At 62.6% G+C, this 15057-nt stretch carries 12 protein-coding genes, 4 tRNA genes and 2 pseudogenes; 6 read left to right on the forward strand and 12 right to left on the reverse strand.

The annotated features are described in order from the left end of the window. The first annotated feature begins 11 nt into the window (after positions 1-11). Complete coding sequence (locus ACZ5KU_RS24060; protein ID WP_054057194.1) at positions 12-1787, forward strand: bifunctional diguanylate cyclase/phosphodiesterase; 1776 nt, start codon at positions 12-14, stop codon at positions 1785-1787. 30 nt (positions 1788-1817) lie between these two features. Here ACZ5KU_RS24060 and ACZ5KU_RS24065 read toward each other — a convergent pair whose 3' ends face one another. From ACZ5KU_RS24065 to ACZ5KU_RS24080, 4 genes are all read right to left on the reverse strand, one after another. Continuing rightward, positions 1818-2189 carry a hypothetical protein gene (locus ACZ5KU_RS24065; protein ID WP_054057195.1) on the reverse strand — a complete coding sequence of 124 codons (372 nt, stop codon included), beginning with the start codon at positions 2187-2189 and terminating at the stop codon, positions 1818-1820. Then, positions 2186-2527, reverse strand: a complete 342-nt coding sequence (locus ACZ5KU_RS24070; protein WP_054057196.1) for a helix-turn-helix domain-containing protein — start codon at positions 2525-2527, stop codon at positions 2186-2188. The genes ACZ5KU_RS24065 and ACZ5KU_RS24070 overlap by 4 nt, the downstream gene beginning before the upstream one ends. Positions 2528-2640: 113 nt before the next feature. Continuing rightward, positions 2641-3096, reverse strand: a complete 456-nt coding sequence (locus tag ACZ5KU_RS24075) for a YkvA family protein (RefSeq protein WP_054057197.1) — start codon at positions 3094-3096, stop codon at positions 2641-2643. A gap of 300 nt (positions 3097-3396) precedes the next feature. Continuing rightward, entirely contained in the window at positions 3397-4158 is a 762-nt protein-coding gene (locus ACZ5KU_RS24080) for an FKBP-type peptidyl-prolyl cis-trans isomerase (RefSeq protein ID WP_054057198.1), read from the reverse strand. Positions 4159-4426: 268 nt separating this feature from the next. On the opposite strand from ACZ5KU_RS24080, the gene ACZ5KU_RS24085 reads away from it, so the two are divergent. Next, the gene (locus ACZ5KU_RS24085) at positions 4427-6235 is read left to right on the forward strand and encodes a di-heme-cytochrome C peroxidase (RefSeq protein WP_054057199.1); all 1809 of its coding nucleotides are present in this window, start codon (positions 4427-4429) and stop codon (positions 6233-6235) included. Positions 6236-6272: 37 nt separating this feature from the next. Beyond that, positions 6273-7408 (forward strand): annotated as a pseudogene (locus ACZ5KU_RS24090) (catalase family protein). Positions 7409-7586: 178 nt separating this feature from the next. On the opposite strand, the gene ACZ5KU_RS24095 reads toward ACZ5KU_RS24090, so the two are convergent. From ACZ5KU_RS24095 to ACZ5KU_RS24110, 4 genes are all read right to left on the reverse strand, one after another. Further along, positions 7587-7663 (reverse strand) — tRNA-Asp (locus ACZ5KU_RS24095). Positions 7664-7682: 19 nt separating this feature from the next. Next, positions 7683-7758, reverse strand: a tRNA-Val gene (locus ACZ5KU_RS24100). 165 nt (positions 7759-7923) lie between these two features. Beyond that, positions 7924-8000: transfer RNA gene (locus ACZ5KU_RS24105), tRNA-Asp, on the reverse strand. Positions 8001-8018: 18 nt separating this feature from the next. Further along, a tRNA-Val gene (locus tag ACZ5KU_RS24110) sits at positions 8019-8094 on the reverse strand. A 160-nt stretch (positions 8095-8254) separates the two neighbouring features. Here ACZ5KU_RS24110 and rdgC point away from each other — a divergent pair. The 3 genes from rdgC (at position 8255) to sugE (ending at position 10709) form a co-directional block, all read left to right on the forward strand. After that, a complete protein-coding gene (gene rdgC, locus ACZ5KU_RS24115; RefSeq protein WP_054057201.1) occupies positions 8255-9175 on the forward strand; it encodes a recombination-associated protein RdgC in 921 nt (306 codons plus the stop codon). A 149-nt stretch (positions 9176-9324) separates the two neighbouring features. Continuing rightward, a complete protein-coding gene (locus ACZ5KU_RS24120; protein ID WP_054063076.1) occupies positions 9325-10275 on the forward strand; it encodes a bile acid:sodium symporter family protein in 951 nt (316 codons plus the stop codon). Positions 10276-10391: 116 nt separating this feature from the next. Next, a complete protein-coding gene (gene sugE, locus ACZ5KU_RS24125; protein WP_273826092.1) occupies positions 10392-10709 on the forward strand; it encodes a quaternary ammonium compound efflux SMR transporter SugE in 318 nt (105 codons plus the stop codon). A 146-nt stretch (positions 10710-10855) separates the two neighbouring features. Here sugE and ACZ5KU_RS24130 read toward each other — a convergent pair whose 3' ends face one another. The 4 genes and pseudogenes from ACZ5KU_RS24130 to ACZ5KU_RS24145 all read right to left on the reverse strand — a co-directional run bounded on the left by ACZ5KU_RS24130 (position 10856) and on the right by ACZ5KU_RS24145 (position 15016). Beyond that, on the reverse strand, positions 10856-12733 hold the full coding sequence (locus tag ACZ5KU_RS24130) for an MFS transporter (RefSeq protein WP_054057204.1): 1878 nt from the start codon (positions 12731-12733) through the stop codon (positions 10856-10858). Positions 12734-12823: 90 nt separating this feature from the next. Beyond that, positions 12824-13977: pseudogene (locus ACZ5KU_RS24135) on the reverse strand (TDT family transporter). 104 nt (positions 13978-14081) lie between these two features. Next, positions 14082-14393: a cupin domain-containing protein gene (locus ACZ5KU_RS24140; RefSeq protein WP_054057206.1), complete on the reverse strand. Its 312-nt coding sequence runs from the start codon at positions 14391-14393 to the stop codon at positions 14082-14084. Next, positions 14390-15016 (reverse strand): cysteine hydrolase family protein, encoded by a 627-nt coding sequence (locus ACZ5KU_RS24145; protein WP_464736383.1) that lies wholly within the window; start codon positions 15014-15016, stop codon positions 14390-14392. Before ACZ5KU_RS24145 ends, ACZ5KU_RS24140 begins: the two co-directional genes overlap by 4 nt. Positions 15017-15057 lie beyond the last annotated feature (41 nt).

Raw genomic sequence — 15057 nt, forward strand, 5'->3', positions numbered from 1 at the left:
CAGAGACTGCCATGACCATGACCGAACAGCTGAACGCCTTGAGTTCAATCCTGGCTCAGAGTGGTCTGCACAGCCTGTTCCAACCGATCATTTCACTGTCCGAGAGACGTATCGTCGGCTATGAGGCGCTCAGTCGCGGGCCCTCCAACAGCCCGCTGCACTCACCCGTCAGCCTGTTCGCCGTGGCCCGTCAGGCCGGACGCCTGAGCGAACTGGAAATGGCCTGCCGGCTCAGTGCCTGCCGCCGTTTCAGCGAACAGAAACTGCCCGGCAAGCTGTTTCTCAACGTATCCCCCGAATCCCTGCTGGAGCCAAGCCACCCACCGGGACGAACCCTGCAATGGCTGCAGGACTTCGGCATCGACCCCAGCAACGTGGTCATCGAACTGACCGAGCAAACCCCCACCGACGATTTCCAACTGCTGCAGAACGCGCTGCACCACTACCGCGACATGGGTTTCTCGATCGCCCTGGATGATCTGGGGGCCGGCTATTCCAGCCTGCGCCTGTGGTCGGAATTGCGCCCGGACTACGTCAAGATCGACCGACACTTCATCGATGGTATCCACCAGGACGGCCTCAAGCGCGAGTTCGTCGGCTCCATCCTGCAGATCGCCAAGGCCTCGCGGGCCCGGGTGATCGCCGAAGGCATCGAATTGCCGGAAGAACTGGCGGTACTGACCGAAATGGGCGTCGACCTGGTGCAGGGCTACCTGCTCTGCCGTCCCCAGGAAAACCCGCCACAGGATGCCCACGCCCTGCTGCCCAAGGTGGAAAACACCTCCATCGTCCTGAGCGAGGACGGCAGCGACCTCAGCGCCCTGCTCATCGAACAACCGGCAGTGACCCAGGACACCGCCACGGCGACGGTGCTGGAGGCCTTTCGGCGCCAGGCCAATCTCAATTCGCTGGCGGTGCTGGACGAACAGAACCGGCCCTGCGGCATCGTCCATCGGCATTCGCTGTCGGATGCGCTGCTCAAGCCGTTCGCCACCGACCTGTTCGCCCGCAAGCCCATCAGCCGGCTGATGAGCGATGACTTCCTCGCCGTGGAATCGAGCCAGTCGCTGCAACAGGTCAGCCGACTGCTGACCAGCCGTGCCCGGCAACGTATCGAGGAAGATTTCATCATCACCCTCAATGGCCGCTACCTGGGCCTTGGACGGGTGATCGACGTACTGAAACTGATCACCGAACTGAAGATCCAGCAGGCCCGCTACGCCAACCCGCTGACCCTGCTGCCCGGCAACGTGCCGATCCAGCAGTGCCTGGCCCGTCTGCTGCAACAGCAACGCGAAGCGTTGATCTGCTATGTCGACATCGACAGCTTCAAGCCCTTCAACGATATCTACGGCTACGGCCGGGGTGACGAAGTATTGCTATGCCTGGCGCAGTGCCTGAACGAGCGGGTCGACCCGAGCCGCGACTTCGTCGGCCACATCGGCGGTGATGATTTCCTGCTGGTGCTGGGTTCGGATGATTGGCAGAAACGCCTGGATCACCTGGTCGATGACTTCCAGAACCAGTGCCGGCGCTTCTACCGTGCCGAGCATCTGGAGGCCGGCTGTTTCATCGCGTCGAACCGCCAGGGCCTGCGCCAGGAGTTTGCCCTGCTGTCCCTGTCCATCGGTGCGGTGCACCTGAAGCCGCAGTCCTGCGGGCTGCTCGATGCCAGCCAGTTGGCCGAGCTGGCCTCACAGGCCAAGCACCACGCCAAGAACGTGCCGGGCCACAGCATCCACGTCATCGACAGCACCGAGATCACTTCGCTCGAAGACAGCGCCTGAGCTGCAAGTCCGCGAACAGGCCCCACGAGATCAGGCTTCGGCCGACTCGGGATAGTCGTACTCGAACACCCGCACCACTTCCGATGCGTGCCAGGAAGCCGCCGCCACGCCGTCCGACGGACCGGAAAAGCGCCCCAGGCGCTCCACGCATTCGAAAAAACCGGTACGCGGCAGACGGCTCGCGCCCTGGCTGATCACCAATGAACTGCGCAACGGCTGCTCGGCCCTGGCATCCAGGGCTGCCAGGTGCTCCAGCGCCGCCGTCAGGGTCTGCATGGCAGGGCTGGGCAGTTGCAGACGCTCGAGCAATGCCCGATAGGTCAACAGATGCCGCTGCCGACGGGCCTGATCGAGTTCCCCCAGCAGGCCCTCCCAATGCTGACGACTGATTCGCACGCTCACGATGCATCCCTCCATCCGGCGACACCCAATTCCCAGGCCAGGCTGCGGCGAATCGCGGCATCCGGCTCCCGCTCACCACTCTCGATCAACCCCAGGTATGATGGGCTGATGCCCACGGTCCGTGCCAGCACCTCGATCGCCAGCCCCTTGGCTTCGCGCAGGGTGCGCAACTGGTCGAACGCCGGCATGGCGGCGGCCGGCGCCACAGGCGTGTCAGAAGAGGTCGGAGGGGGTTGTTGGCTGCGCAAGCCGGCAGCCTTGAGCAAACTTTGGTACTGAGCCCAGGGGAGAACCGCATATTCCGGTTCACCGTCACGTGTAATTATTTGAAGATCCATTACTACACCCCGTAGGACGATTACACATAGCGAGTCAGCGCTTTCCTAGTAGCTTAATATTAACAGCCACCAGAGTCGCTCGTGTGTGTGATCTTCAAACGAGGGGATTCAGGTCAATTTTTGTCGTTGCGTTCGAGCTGCAACTGCTTCGGGGTCTCCGGCAGGCGTTCGACCGCCACCAGGTGTTCCGGCACCTGGCGCTCGCGCCAGGCCCGGAAGGCATTCAACTCCTGGTCCAGGGCATTCATCACCCAGGCCAGCACCGCGATATCGTCGAGCATGCCGAATAACGGGATGAAATCCGGAATCGCGTCGATCGGGCTGAGAAAATACATCAGGCCCGCCACCACGATGACCATCGACTTGGCACTGACCGCGCGATATTCACCGCGCCAGTAGGCCAGGCACAAGACCTGCAACAGCTTCAGGTCCTCCTTGAGCTTGCCCAGCCGCCCGCCTTCCCGGGCACTCTTGCTCGCCACTGCGAACAGTAAAGTGGGCAGGCGTCCACGCGCCAGGAGGCGTTGGGCCAGGGGCAGGAAGCGAGCGAAATTCCACGGTGTTTTCATCATCACTCCAGCGATCAGGCGCACAAGGTTATCCACACAAATTGTGGATAACCTTGTGAACAGAGCGGCATTTCATGGCTGAAAGCCCCGTCGCACAAGGGTCCGAGTCAGATCGGGCGTTTTTTACTCACTAAAAAAACCCCAATATTTCATTGACTTGGCGACAGTCTACGACTACGCCAATTAGCTCAATGTTAAGACTGCTGTCGGCAGTATATGTTCGGTTTATTGCAACCCATCATGCCGCACAAACGAAAACGCCCCGTAGAACGGGGCGTTTTCGCGGGGCAAACCGGAGGATTACTTCGCAGCTTTCTCGGCGGCCTTACCGGCAGGCTTGGCGGCAGGAGCTTCCGCATCGTCAGCCTTGGTCGGATCCTTGATCGCCAGCAGTTCCAGGTCGAACACCAGAACCGAGTTGGCCGGAATCGCCGGGCTCGGGCTCTGCGCGCCGTAAGCCAGATCAGCCGGAATGTACAGCTTGTACTTCTCGCCGACGTGCATCAGTTGCAGGCCTTCGACCCAACCAGGAATCACGCCGCTGACCGGCAGGTCGATCGGGCTGCCGCGATCCACGGAACTGTCGAAGGTGGTGCCATTGATCAGCTTGCCGGTGTAGTGGACGGTGACGACGTCGGTCGGCTTGGGCTGAGGACCGTCGGCTTTCTTGACGACTTCATACTGCAGGCCGGAAGCGGTGGTCACGATGCCAGGCTTCTTGCCGTTTTCCTCGAGGAATTTCTTGCCGGCGGCTGCCGACTCTTCGCTCAGCTTGGCCATGCGCTCTTCGGCACGCTTCTGCAGCGCGGCGAACGCCTCGACCAGTTCTTCGTCCTTGAGCTTCTGCTCTTTCTTGCCGATGGCATCCTCGATGCCCTGGGCCACGGCCTTGGAATCCAGATCATCCATGCCTTCCTGGGCCAGGCTCTTGCCCATGTTCAGGCCAATACCGTAGGAGGCTTTTTGCGCCGGGGTTTTCAGCTCTACGCTGGAGTGCGAATCGCAGCCCGCGAGTACCAGGCTAACCAGGGCCACCGCCGCCGCCAACCGATGCTGTTTCATGCTATTTCCTTGTTCATGCGCCTAGGGGGCATTCGAATAAAGTCGCGAGCTTATCAGGCGGCCGCGACCAATGGCTACCGGGATCAGAGCCGAAAACAGTCGATAAGTTCAGGTCCGCAAAGCATTTTACACAGTGCTGACATTCTGCTTACGTCCAACGAAACAGCCGCTCCGCCAGCGGGAGCCAGTACGGGCGGCCATCACGGCCACTTGATGCCAGGCAGCAGCTGAGGCATAAGAGCATCACACCTCGACAAGGATCGTTATCTTGCGCATTTTTTACCGTGTGTTACTGGCTCTGATACTGCTGATTGGCCTAGGCCTCGCGGTGATCTTGTACTACATCGCCAATCCGAAATTGCCGGCATACATACCGGCCGAGCAGGTGCATTACCTGGAACAGTGGAGCCCGGCCGATCGCCAGACCTTCTACTACACGCCCCAGGGTACCCAGGTAAAGGGCCTGCGCTACGAATGGTTCACCGCCCTGGAACTGCCCTTCTCCGAACAACGCTTCGCCGCGCCGGAATACCTGGCACGCTTCGGCTTCCTGGTCGATCCTCGGCAACAGGCCACGGCGGATAATCCCGGCAACCTGCCGGTGGGCTTCACCCGCCACCAGAACCCCGCAAGCAGCGAGCAGTACCTGGACATCACCTGCTCGGCCTGCCACACCGGCGAACTGCGCTACAAAGGCCAGGCGCTGAGGATCGACGGTGGTTCGGCCCAGCATGTGCTGCCCTCCAGCGTACCGACGGTGCGTGGCGGCAGCTTCGGCCAGGCACTGGTCGCCAGCCTCGCGGCCACCTACTACAACCCCTGGAAGTTCGAGCGCTTCGCCCGCAAGGTCCTCGGCAACGACTACGAGGCCAAGCGTGCCGAACTGCGGGTGGCGCTGAAACAGTCCCTCGATACCTTCCTCCACGTCGCCTGGAACGATACCCACCGCGGACTCTATCCGACGCTGGAGGGTCCGGGACGCACGGACGCCTTCGGCCGGATCGCCAACGCCAGCTTCGGCGATGCCATCTCCGACAAGAACTACCGGGTCGCCAACGCGCCGGTGGACTACCCGCAACTGTGGGATATCTGGACCTTCGATTGGGTCCAGTGGACCGCCTCGGCCCAGCAACCGATGGCCCGCAATATCGGTGAGGCCCTGGGCGTCGGTGCCACGCTGAACTTTTTCGACGCCAACGGCCAGCCACTGCGTGGCGACGACCGCTATCCGTCCAGCGTGCGGGTGCGTGACCTGCACAAGATCGAGGAAACCCTGCAACGCCTCAAGCCACCGACCTGGCCCGAGGAGCTGTTCGGCAAGGTCGACCTGGCCCGGGCCGCCCAGGGCCGCAAGCTGTTTGCCGAGAACTGTGCCGGCTGCCACGTGCCCTCGGTGACCGAGGAAAACGGTCGTGCGGTGCAACACCTCACCAGCATTCCCCTGGCCGCGATCGGTACCGACCCGAACACCGCGAACAACATCGCCGACCAACGCTATGACCTGAGCGCGCTGCAATGGGACCCGGCGGAACTGGCCAAACTGCCGGTGCAACTTCATCCCAGGAGCGACCAGCCGCTGGACCTGAGCCAGCTGTCGGTAGCCAAGGGCCTGGCCTATGTCACGGCGTTCGTCGAGGAGCGCGCCTATCGCGATGCCGGCGTGACACCTGCCGAGCGCCCGCAACTGGACGGCTTCGGCCTGCCGATCGGCGTACTCGAACAACGGGCCTACAAGGCGCGGCCGCTGGCGGGGGTATGGGCCACACCGCCCTACCTGCACAACGGCTCGGTGCCGAGCCTCTATCAGTTGCTGTCGCCGCAGGACGAGCGCTCCACCACTTTTTATCGGGGCACTTTCGAATACGATCCGCGTCACCTGGGCTATCGCCAGAAAGCCTTCGAGAACGGCTTCCTGTTCGACACCCGGATCAGCGGCAACCACAACAGCGGTCATGAATTCCGTGCCGGCAAGCGCGGCAACGGCGTGATCGGCCGGCTGCTGCAACCGGAGGAGCGCTGGGCCCTGCTCGAATACCTGAAGGTGCTGGGTGGCCCGCTGGAGCAGCAGTTGCCATGAACCCATGCCCTCCCGACAAGCCTGAAAGGACGTTCACATGCTGAAGCGACTGTGGCTGCGCCTCGGCGCATTTCTCGGCAAGAGCCTGCTGCTCCTGGTAGGCCTCGGCCTGCTCGGCTGGGCCCTGGCCACCGGTTGGTACGCCTGGCGCCACAGCGGCCCGGTGCCGACGGTGGAACAGGTGCCGAGCGATGAGACCGCGAGGACCCAGGACATCATTCAGACCGCCGTGCGCATCGTCGACCAGCACCGCGAGGGCACCCGCTACCTGCGCGATGCCCACGCCAAGGCCCATGGCTGTGTGAATGCCGAAGTGCAGGTGCTCGAAGGCCTGGGCAGCGAACTGCGCCAGGGCGTGTTCGCCGAGCCGGGCAAGACCTGGCAGGCGCTGATCCGCCTGTCCAACGGCAATGCCTATCCGCAGTTCGACAGCATCCGCGATGCCCGCGGCATGGCGATCAAGCTGCTGGATGTTCCCGGCAGGCAGTTGCTGGCCGGTCAGCAGGGGCGCCATGAGCAGGATTTCGTGATGTTCAACCATCCGAACTTCTTCGTCAGCGATGTCGCCGAATACCAGCAGAACATCGCCGCCCAGGCCGACGGCAAGAAGGTTCTGGCCTTCTTCCCCAGTTGGAACCCCACCGGCTGGCAGATCCGCCACCTGTTCATTGCCTTGGCAACCCTGGCACCGGCGCCGAAAACACCGCTGCAGACGACCTACTTTTCCGTATCGCCCTACAAGTTCGGCAGTGCCAACGCCAAGTTCCGTGTTGCCCCCGATCCGCAAAGCTGCCCGGAATACGAGTTGCCGAAGCAGAACGAGGACCTGCCGAACTTCCTGCGCAGCGCCCTGGTCCAGCAGTTGTCCACGGACCGGGTTCCGGCCTGCTTCGTGCTGCAGATCCAGCGCCAGAACGCCAACCGGTACATGCCGATCGAAGACACCAGCATCGAATGGAAGGAAAGCGATGCCCCCTTCGAGACGGTGGCGCACATCCGCATTCCGGCGCAGGATTTCGACACGCTGGAGCAGAACATCGCCTGTGACAACCAGTCGTTCAGTCCGTGGCACGGGCTTGAGGCGCACCGGCCGATCGGGGGATCAACCGCCTGCGCAAGGCGGTGTATGACGCGGTCAGCGATTACCGGCACAGCCGGAACGCCGAACGATAGGAGAGAACCTCAGGGCGGCTAAGCCCCTGTCATGCCCGCAAGGCTTTTGGCGGCCTTACGAGCCTGCTCGCGGATTCATCCGCGAACAGGCACCACAAAAATCCCGGACGAAAAAAAGCCCGCACTGGGCGGGCTTTCCGTGATGCTCTGGCGTTCAGTGGTCCAGAACATCGATATATGGCGCAGCGGACGGGACTCGAACCCGCGACCCCCGGCGTGACAGGCCGGTATTCTAACCGACTGAACTACCGCTGCGCGAAACACTTGAAACGAATGGTGGGTGATGACGGGATCGAACCGCCGACCCTCTGCTTGTAAGGCAGATGCTCTCCCGGCTGAGCTAATCACCCTTCGCTTCCGGTGTGAGCGCATTATGCCACAAAAAATCCATAAAGCACTGATTTAAATAAAAAAATTTAAATCGTGGACTTTTCCACACACCAGACAGCAAAAAGCCCGCGGTTAGGCGGGCTTTGCGTGATGACCTGGCGTTCAGTGGTCCAGATCATCGAATATGGCGCAGCGGACGGGACTCGAACCCGCGACCCCCGGCGTGACAGGCCGGTATTCTAACCGACTGAACTACCGCTGCGCTAAACACTTGAACGAATGGTGGGTGATGACGGGATCGAACCGCCGACCCTCTGCTTGTAAGGCAGATGCTCTCCCGGCTGAGCTAATCACCCTTCGCTTTCGGTGTGGCGCGCATTCTACGGAGCGCTCCCCACTCTGGCAAGCACTTTCTTCAATATTTTTTTCAGGCCTTCCAAAGACTTAGCAGAGGGTTGGCCTATCGGGCCACGAAGAGAATAATGCCCACCTTTGTATAAAGGAGAGATTCGCCCCATGTGGTTCAAGAACCTGCTGATCTACCGCCTGACCCAGGATCTGCCTTTTGACGCCGAGGCCCTGGAGGCCGCGCTGGCGACCAAGCCGGCCCGCCCCTGCGCAAGCCAGGAGCTGACCACCTATGGCTTCATCGCTCCATTCGGCAAGGGCGAAGACGCACCGCTGGTGCATGTCAGCGGCGATTTCCTGCTGGTCTCGGCCCGCAAGGAAGAACGCATCCTGCCAGGCAGCGTGGTACGTGACGCACTGAAGGAAAAGGTCGAAGAGATCGAAGCCGAACAGATGCGCAAGGTCTACAAGAAGGAGCGCGACCAGCTCAAGGATGAAATCATCCAGGCCTTCCTGCCGCGCGCCTTTATCCGTCGCTCGGCGACCTTCGCCGCCATTGCGCCGAAACAGGGCCTGATCCTGGTCAACTCGGCCAGCCCGAAACGCGCCGAAGACCTGCTGTCGACCCTGCGCGAAGTGCTCGGCACCCTGCCGGTGCGGCCACTGACCGTGAAGATCGCCCCGACCGCGGTGATGACCGATTGGGTCAAGACCCTCAAGGCCGCCGACAACTTCTTCGTCCTCGACGAGTGCGAACTGCGTGATGTCCAGGAAGACGGCGGCATCATCCGCTGCAAGCGCCAGGATCTGACCGGTGACGAAATCCAGCTGCACCTGAGCACCGGCAAGATGGTCACCCAACTGGCCCTGGCCTGGCAGGACAAGCTGTCCTTCGTCCTCGACGACAAGATGGTGGTCAAGCGCCTGAAGTTCGAAGACCTGCTGCAGGATCAGGCCGAACAGGACGGCGGCGACGAAGCCCTGGGCCAGCTGGATGCCAGCTTCACCCTGATGATGCTGACCTTCGGCGAGTTCCTGCCGGAGCTGTTCGAGGCGCTGGGCGGCGAGGAAATCCCGCAGGGCATCTGATGGGCCGTACGTAGGGGCCAGGCACCGTTCTGCAGGCGCCTGGCTTGCCAGCGAAGGCTTTGGCGATCCAGAGATCCCTTCGCCGGCAAGCCGGGCCCCTATGGGTCGACGCTTGCCTGCCCCGCCCCGCACATGACAAGGAAAACACCATGCGTGCACTGGCGGCACTGAGTCGTTTTGTCGGTAACACCTTCGCCTACTGGGTACTGATCTTCGCCGTACTGGCGTTTCTCCAGCCCGGCTGGTTCCTCAGCCTGAAAGTCGCCATCGTGCCGCTGCTCGGCCTGGTGATGTTCGGCATGGGCCTGACCCTCAAGCTCGAAGACTTCGCCGAAGTCGCCCGCCATCCCTGGCGCGTGGCCCTCGGCGTGGTGGCGCATTTCGTCATCATGCCCGGCGTCGCCTGGCTGCTCTGCCAGGCCTTTCACCTGCCGGCGGAAATCGCCGTCGGGGTGATCCTGGTGGGCTGCTGCCCGAGCGGCACCGCCTCCAACGTGATGACCTGGCTGGCCCGCGGCGACCTGGCACTGTCGGTGGCCATCGCCGCCGTCACTACCCTGCTCGCCCCGCTACTGACCCCGGCGCTGATCTGGCTGCTGGCTTCGGCCTGGTTGCCGGTCTCGTTCGCGGAACTGTTCTGGTCGATCCTGCAGGTGGTCCTGCTGCCGATCGTGCTCGGCGTGGTCGCCCAGCGCCTGCTGGGCGAACGGGTGCGCCATGCGGTCGAGGTGCTGCCGCTGGTGTCGGTGATCAGCATCGTGATCATCGTCGCGGCAGTGGTCGCCGCCAGCCAGGCGAAGATCGCCGAATCCGGGCTGCTGATCATGGCGGTGGTGATGCTGCACAACAGCTTCGGCTACCTGCTGGGCTACTTCACCGGCCGTCTGTTCAAGCTGCCGCTGGCCCAGCGCAAGTCGCTGGCCCTGGAGGTCGGCATGCAGAACTCCGGGTTGGGCGCGGCGCTGGCCAGTGCACACTTCTCGCCGCTGGCGGCAGTGCCGAGCGCGTTGTTCAGTGTGTGGCACAACATTTCCGGCGCCCTGCTTTCGACCTGGTTCCGCCGAATGACTGACGGGCAGGAACGGCAAGCGACCGACTAGGGAAAACTTGCTCCCCGGATCGATAATGTGCACGATAGTGCGCAAGGCAGGGACGACCCTGCGGCTCGCTCGAGCTATCAATCCGGGGACGGCCCCATCACTCGATGGAGGTTCGCATGTCCTGGATCATTCTGTTTTTCGCCGGCCTGTTTGAAGTCGGCTGGGCCGTTGGCCTCAAATACACCGATGGCTTCAGCCGTCCACTCCCTACCGTACTGACCGTTGGCGCCATGGCCATCAGCCTTGGCCTGCTCGGCCTTGCCGTGAAGGACTTGCCACTGGGCACCGCCTATGCGGTGTGGACCGGTGTCGGCGCGGTGGGAACCGTCATCGCCGGGATCATCCTGTTCGGCGAGTCCATGGCGCTGATACGGCTGGCGAGCGTGGCCCTGATCATCACCGGCCTGATCGGCCTGAAGGTCTCGGCTTCCTGACACGCCGGCCTGTAGGAGCAGAGCTTGCCCGCGAAGCTTCCAGTGGCCTGACAGGCCTCTTCGCCGGCAAGCCGGGCTCCTGCAGGGCAAGCGTCGTACGCGGGATATCCGTACGACGTCCCTCCCCAGCCGTCTTGCATCGTCCCTTAGCGACGGGCCATCCCGCGCAACTGCAGCACCTGCTCGCGCATCCGTGACGGTACTGCGGACTCGGCGGCCACCGCCGGCCCGGCCACCAGCGTCACCCGTGACCACAGACGCCGGAAGAAGCCCTTCTGCGGATCACGGCTGAAGAAACTGCCCCACAACCCCTGCAGCGCCAGCGGGATCACCGGCACCGGGGTTTCCTCCAGCACGCGGGTCATGCCGCCCTTGAACTCGTTGATCTCGCCATCACTGGTCAGCTTGCCCTCGGGGAAGATGCACACCAGCTCGCCCTCCTTGAGGTACTCGGCGATTTTCCTGAACGCCTGCTCGTAGATCTCCAGGTCCTCGCCACGCCCGGCAATCGGAATCGCGCCGGCCGTACGGAAGATGAAGTTGAGCACCGGCAACCGGTAGATCTTGTAGTACATGACGAAACGGATCGGGCGCCGCACCGCCCCACCGATCAGCAGCGCATCGACGAACGACACGTGGTTGCACACCAGCAGCGCCGCCCCCTCGTCGGGTATCAGCTCAAGATTGCGGTGTTCGACCCGGTACATGGAATGGCTGAGCAGCCAGATCATGAAACGCATGCTGAACTCGGGGACGATCTTGAAGATGTAGGTGTTGACCGCGATGTTCATCAGCGACACCACCAGAAACAGCTCCGGAATCGACAGCTTCGCCACGCTCAGCAGCAGGATCGACACGATCGCCGACACCACCATGAACAGCGCGTTGAGAATGTTGTTCGCGGCAATCACCCGGGCCCGCTCGTTTTCCGCGGTGCGCGACTGGATCAGCGCATACAGCGGCACGATGTAGAAACCGCCGAAGACACCCAGCCCGAGGATATCCAGCAGCACCCACCAGGCCTGGCTGTGGTGCAGCAGGGCCAGCCAGTCATTGGCCTGGACGTTCTGCGGCAGGTTGCCCGAATGCCACCACAGCAACAGACCGAACAGGCTCAGGCCGAACGAACCGAAGGGCACCAGGCCGATCTCCACCTTGCGCCCGGACAGGCGCTCGCAGAGCATGGAGCCGGCGGCGATGCCGACCGAGAACACGGTGAGAATCAGCGTCACCACGCTTTCGTCGCCGTACATCCACTCCTTGGCATAGGCGGGAATCTGCGTCAGGTAGATCGCTCCGACGAACCAGAACCAGGAGTTGCCGACGATCGAACGCGAGACCGCCGGGGTCTGTCCCAACCCCAGGCGCAGGGTGGCCCAGGACTGGCTGAAGATGTTCCAGTCCAGCCGAAGCTGCGGGCTGGATGCCGCCGCCCGTGGTATGCCGCGACTGGCCAGGTAGCCGAATACCGCCACCAGCACGATCGCCGCGGACACAATGGTCGCGTAGTGCGCCGAGGACATCATGACCCCGGCACTGATGGTCCCGGCTAGGATCGCCAGGAACGTGCCCATTTCCACCAGGCCGTTGCCGCCAACCAGTTCCTCCTCACGCAACGCCTGGGGCAGGATCGAGTATTTCACCGGCCCGAACAGCGCCGAGTGGGTACCCATGGCGAACAAGGTCAGCAACATCAGCGACAGGTGATCGAACACGAAGCCCACCGCACCGATCGCCATGATCGCGATCTCTGCAAGCTTGATCACCCGGATCAGCGCATCCTTGGCGAACTTCTCGCCGAACTGCCCGGCCAGGGCCGAGAACAGGAAGAACGGCAGGATGAACAGCAGGGCGCAGAGGTTGACCCAGATGCCACGGTCACCGTCGATGCTCAGTTTGTAGAGGATGGCGAGGATCAGCGACTGCTTGAAAACGTTGTCGTTGAACGCGCCGAGCGACTGGGTTACGAAGAACGGCAGGAAACGCCGTGTACGCAACAGACTGAACTGCGAGGGGTGACTCATCTTCCATGGTCCTGAGTGGCGCCGAGAGCGGCTTTCTTGTTGGAGTGCGGATCACCGCTCCAGGCCACAACATTACCTAATCCTGAAGATTTATTTCGCGATTCCTGCAAGACAGGGCGAAACGAACAGCTCGCCCCTGTAGGCACCCCGCAGCGTGCGGGTACCGATGATCAGCCACAACACGCTCAACAGCCCGACCAGCAACAGGCCAAAACCGTTGAAAAAGCCCAGATGCAGGACACTGCCCAGTTTCAGCGTGGCCAGGGAGTAGACCCCCAGGGGGAAGGTGAACCCCCACCAGCCGAGATTGAACGGAATGCCGCTGCGCAGGTAACGCAGGGTGATCAGCAGCGCCATCAGCATCCACCACAGGCCGAAGCCCCAGAGAATCATCCCGGCGACCACTCCCAGGCCGCTGGCGATCTCGCCGATGCCCGCCAGCCCGTTGGCGGCGAACACTGCCGGCGAGTCCGCGCCCAGCAACAGCATGCCCAGCGCGCCGGTACCGATGGGCCCAAGGGCCAGCCAACTCGACGCGGCCATGTTCTCATGGGGCAACTTATGCAGTGCCATGCGCAACAGCAGGATGGCAAGGATGCTGAAAGCCACGGGGACCGAGAAAGCCCAGAGCACGTAGCTGGTGACCAGTACCTTGAACTGCTGCGCGCTGTCCCCAGGTGCGGGACCAGCAGCGCACCACTGGCCGCCGCCACCTCCGCCGCGACCACCGGCAGCAGCCAGACCGCGGTCATCTGGTCGATGCGGTGTTCCTGCCGGGTGAACATCATGAACGGAATCAGCACCCCGCAGGCCAGGGACAACACCACATCGAGCCACCACAGCGCCTCGGCGATGCCGACGGCCGTTTCGCCCCAGTGCGGCACACCGAACAGCAGGAAACCGTTGATGATGGTCGCCAGCCCCATGGGAATGGTGCCGAAGAACATCGAGACGGTGGAGTGCCCGAAGATCCGCCGTGCCTCATGGAAGAACAGCACCCAGCGTGCACCGTAGAGCAGGCTGAACACGCTGAACAGCAGGATGTTGAACAGCCACAGGCCTTCGGCCACGGTGCGCAGGCCCGGCATGGCGACCGGCAGGTGCGCCAGGGCCAGGGCCAGCACACCGGTACCCATGGTCGCGGCGAACCAGTTGGGGGTGAACTGGCGAATGGCTTCGAGGGGGTGCGGCAAGTGGCTCAGAGGCCGCAGTCCGGGTTTGATGCTGTTGGTGCAGGTTTGCATGGCTGTCTCCTGTCCCCTGGTGAGGTTGCAGCCATCATAGAACCGTATCGAATATCTATATAACGTGTATTTTCTCTATATCTTATCTATTTTAAAGATATACGTCAGAGGCTGCCCTCACTCTCGATCACCAGTACCCGCGCCGGCCCCTGCGGCTCGGCCAGGTGCTCGCAACCGACACCCGCGTAGAAGATATCGCCGCTTTCCAGCATCACGGCCTGCTCGATGCCATCCAGGCGATAGCGCATGCGCACCTGACCATCGAGCACCACGAACACTTCCTGTCCGTCGTTGACATGCCAAATGTAGGGCTGGTCGGTCCAGTGCAGGCGGGTGCTGATGCCGTTCATGCTGGCAATGTCCAGCGCCGCCCAGGGACGGGCACCGGTGAAGTCGCGGCTGCGAATGACGGTCATGGCTGTTGCAGCGCCAGCTGGTTGGAGGCCGGGATCGAAGATCGGGACAAGGCCACCCCCTGCTCCACCGCCGACAACCATTGCGCGGTGCTGGCCACGGCGGCGAAACGGCTATGGAACACCACGCTGAACACCCGGTGGATTTCCTCGGCACTGGCCCGCCCCGCTTCGTTGGCATACGGCAACGAGCCGGTGGCATCGGCCAGAAACTCGACTGCCAGGCCACGGTGGGTGGCTTCGAAAATGGTCGAGGCGTTGCAGTTGTGGGTCATGTAGCCGACCACGCTGAGGGTGTCGACCTCGCGCTGCGCCAGCCATTGGGCCAGGTCAGTGCCGGCAAAGGCGCTGGGCAGGGTCTTGTTCACCCGATGATCATGGCGGCGCGCGGCAACCACCGGATGCAGTTCCCAACCCGGCGAGCCGATGGCGAACAGCGGCGACGTCGCCGGAGCATCGTTCTGCACCAGCACCAACGGGATACCCGCGGCATTCGCCGCGTCGATGGCCCTGCCGATGTTGGCCAGCGACTCGCTGACGGGTGGGTATTCGATCAGCAGGTTGCCGCTGACGTATTCATTCTGCACATCGATCACGATCAGCGCACGACGAGGGGCTTGGGACATGGTTCGGTACCTGGTAGCGGGTTCGGAAGACCATGATTGCC

This window comes from Pseudomonas sp. Tof1 (assembly GCF_055390395.1).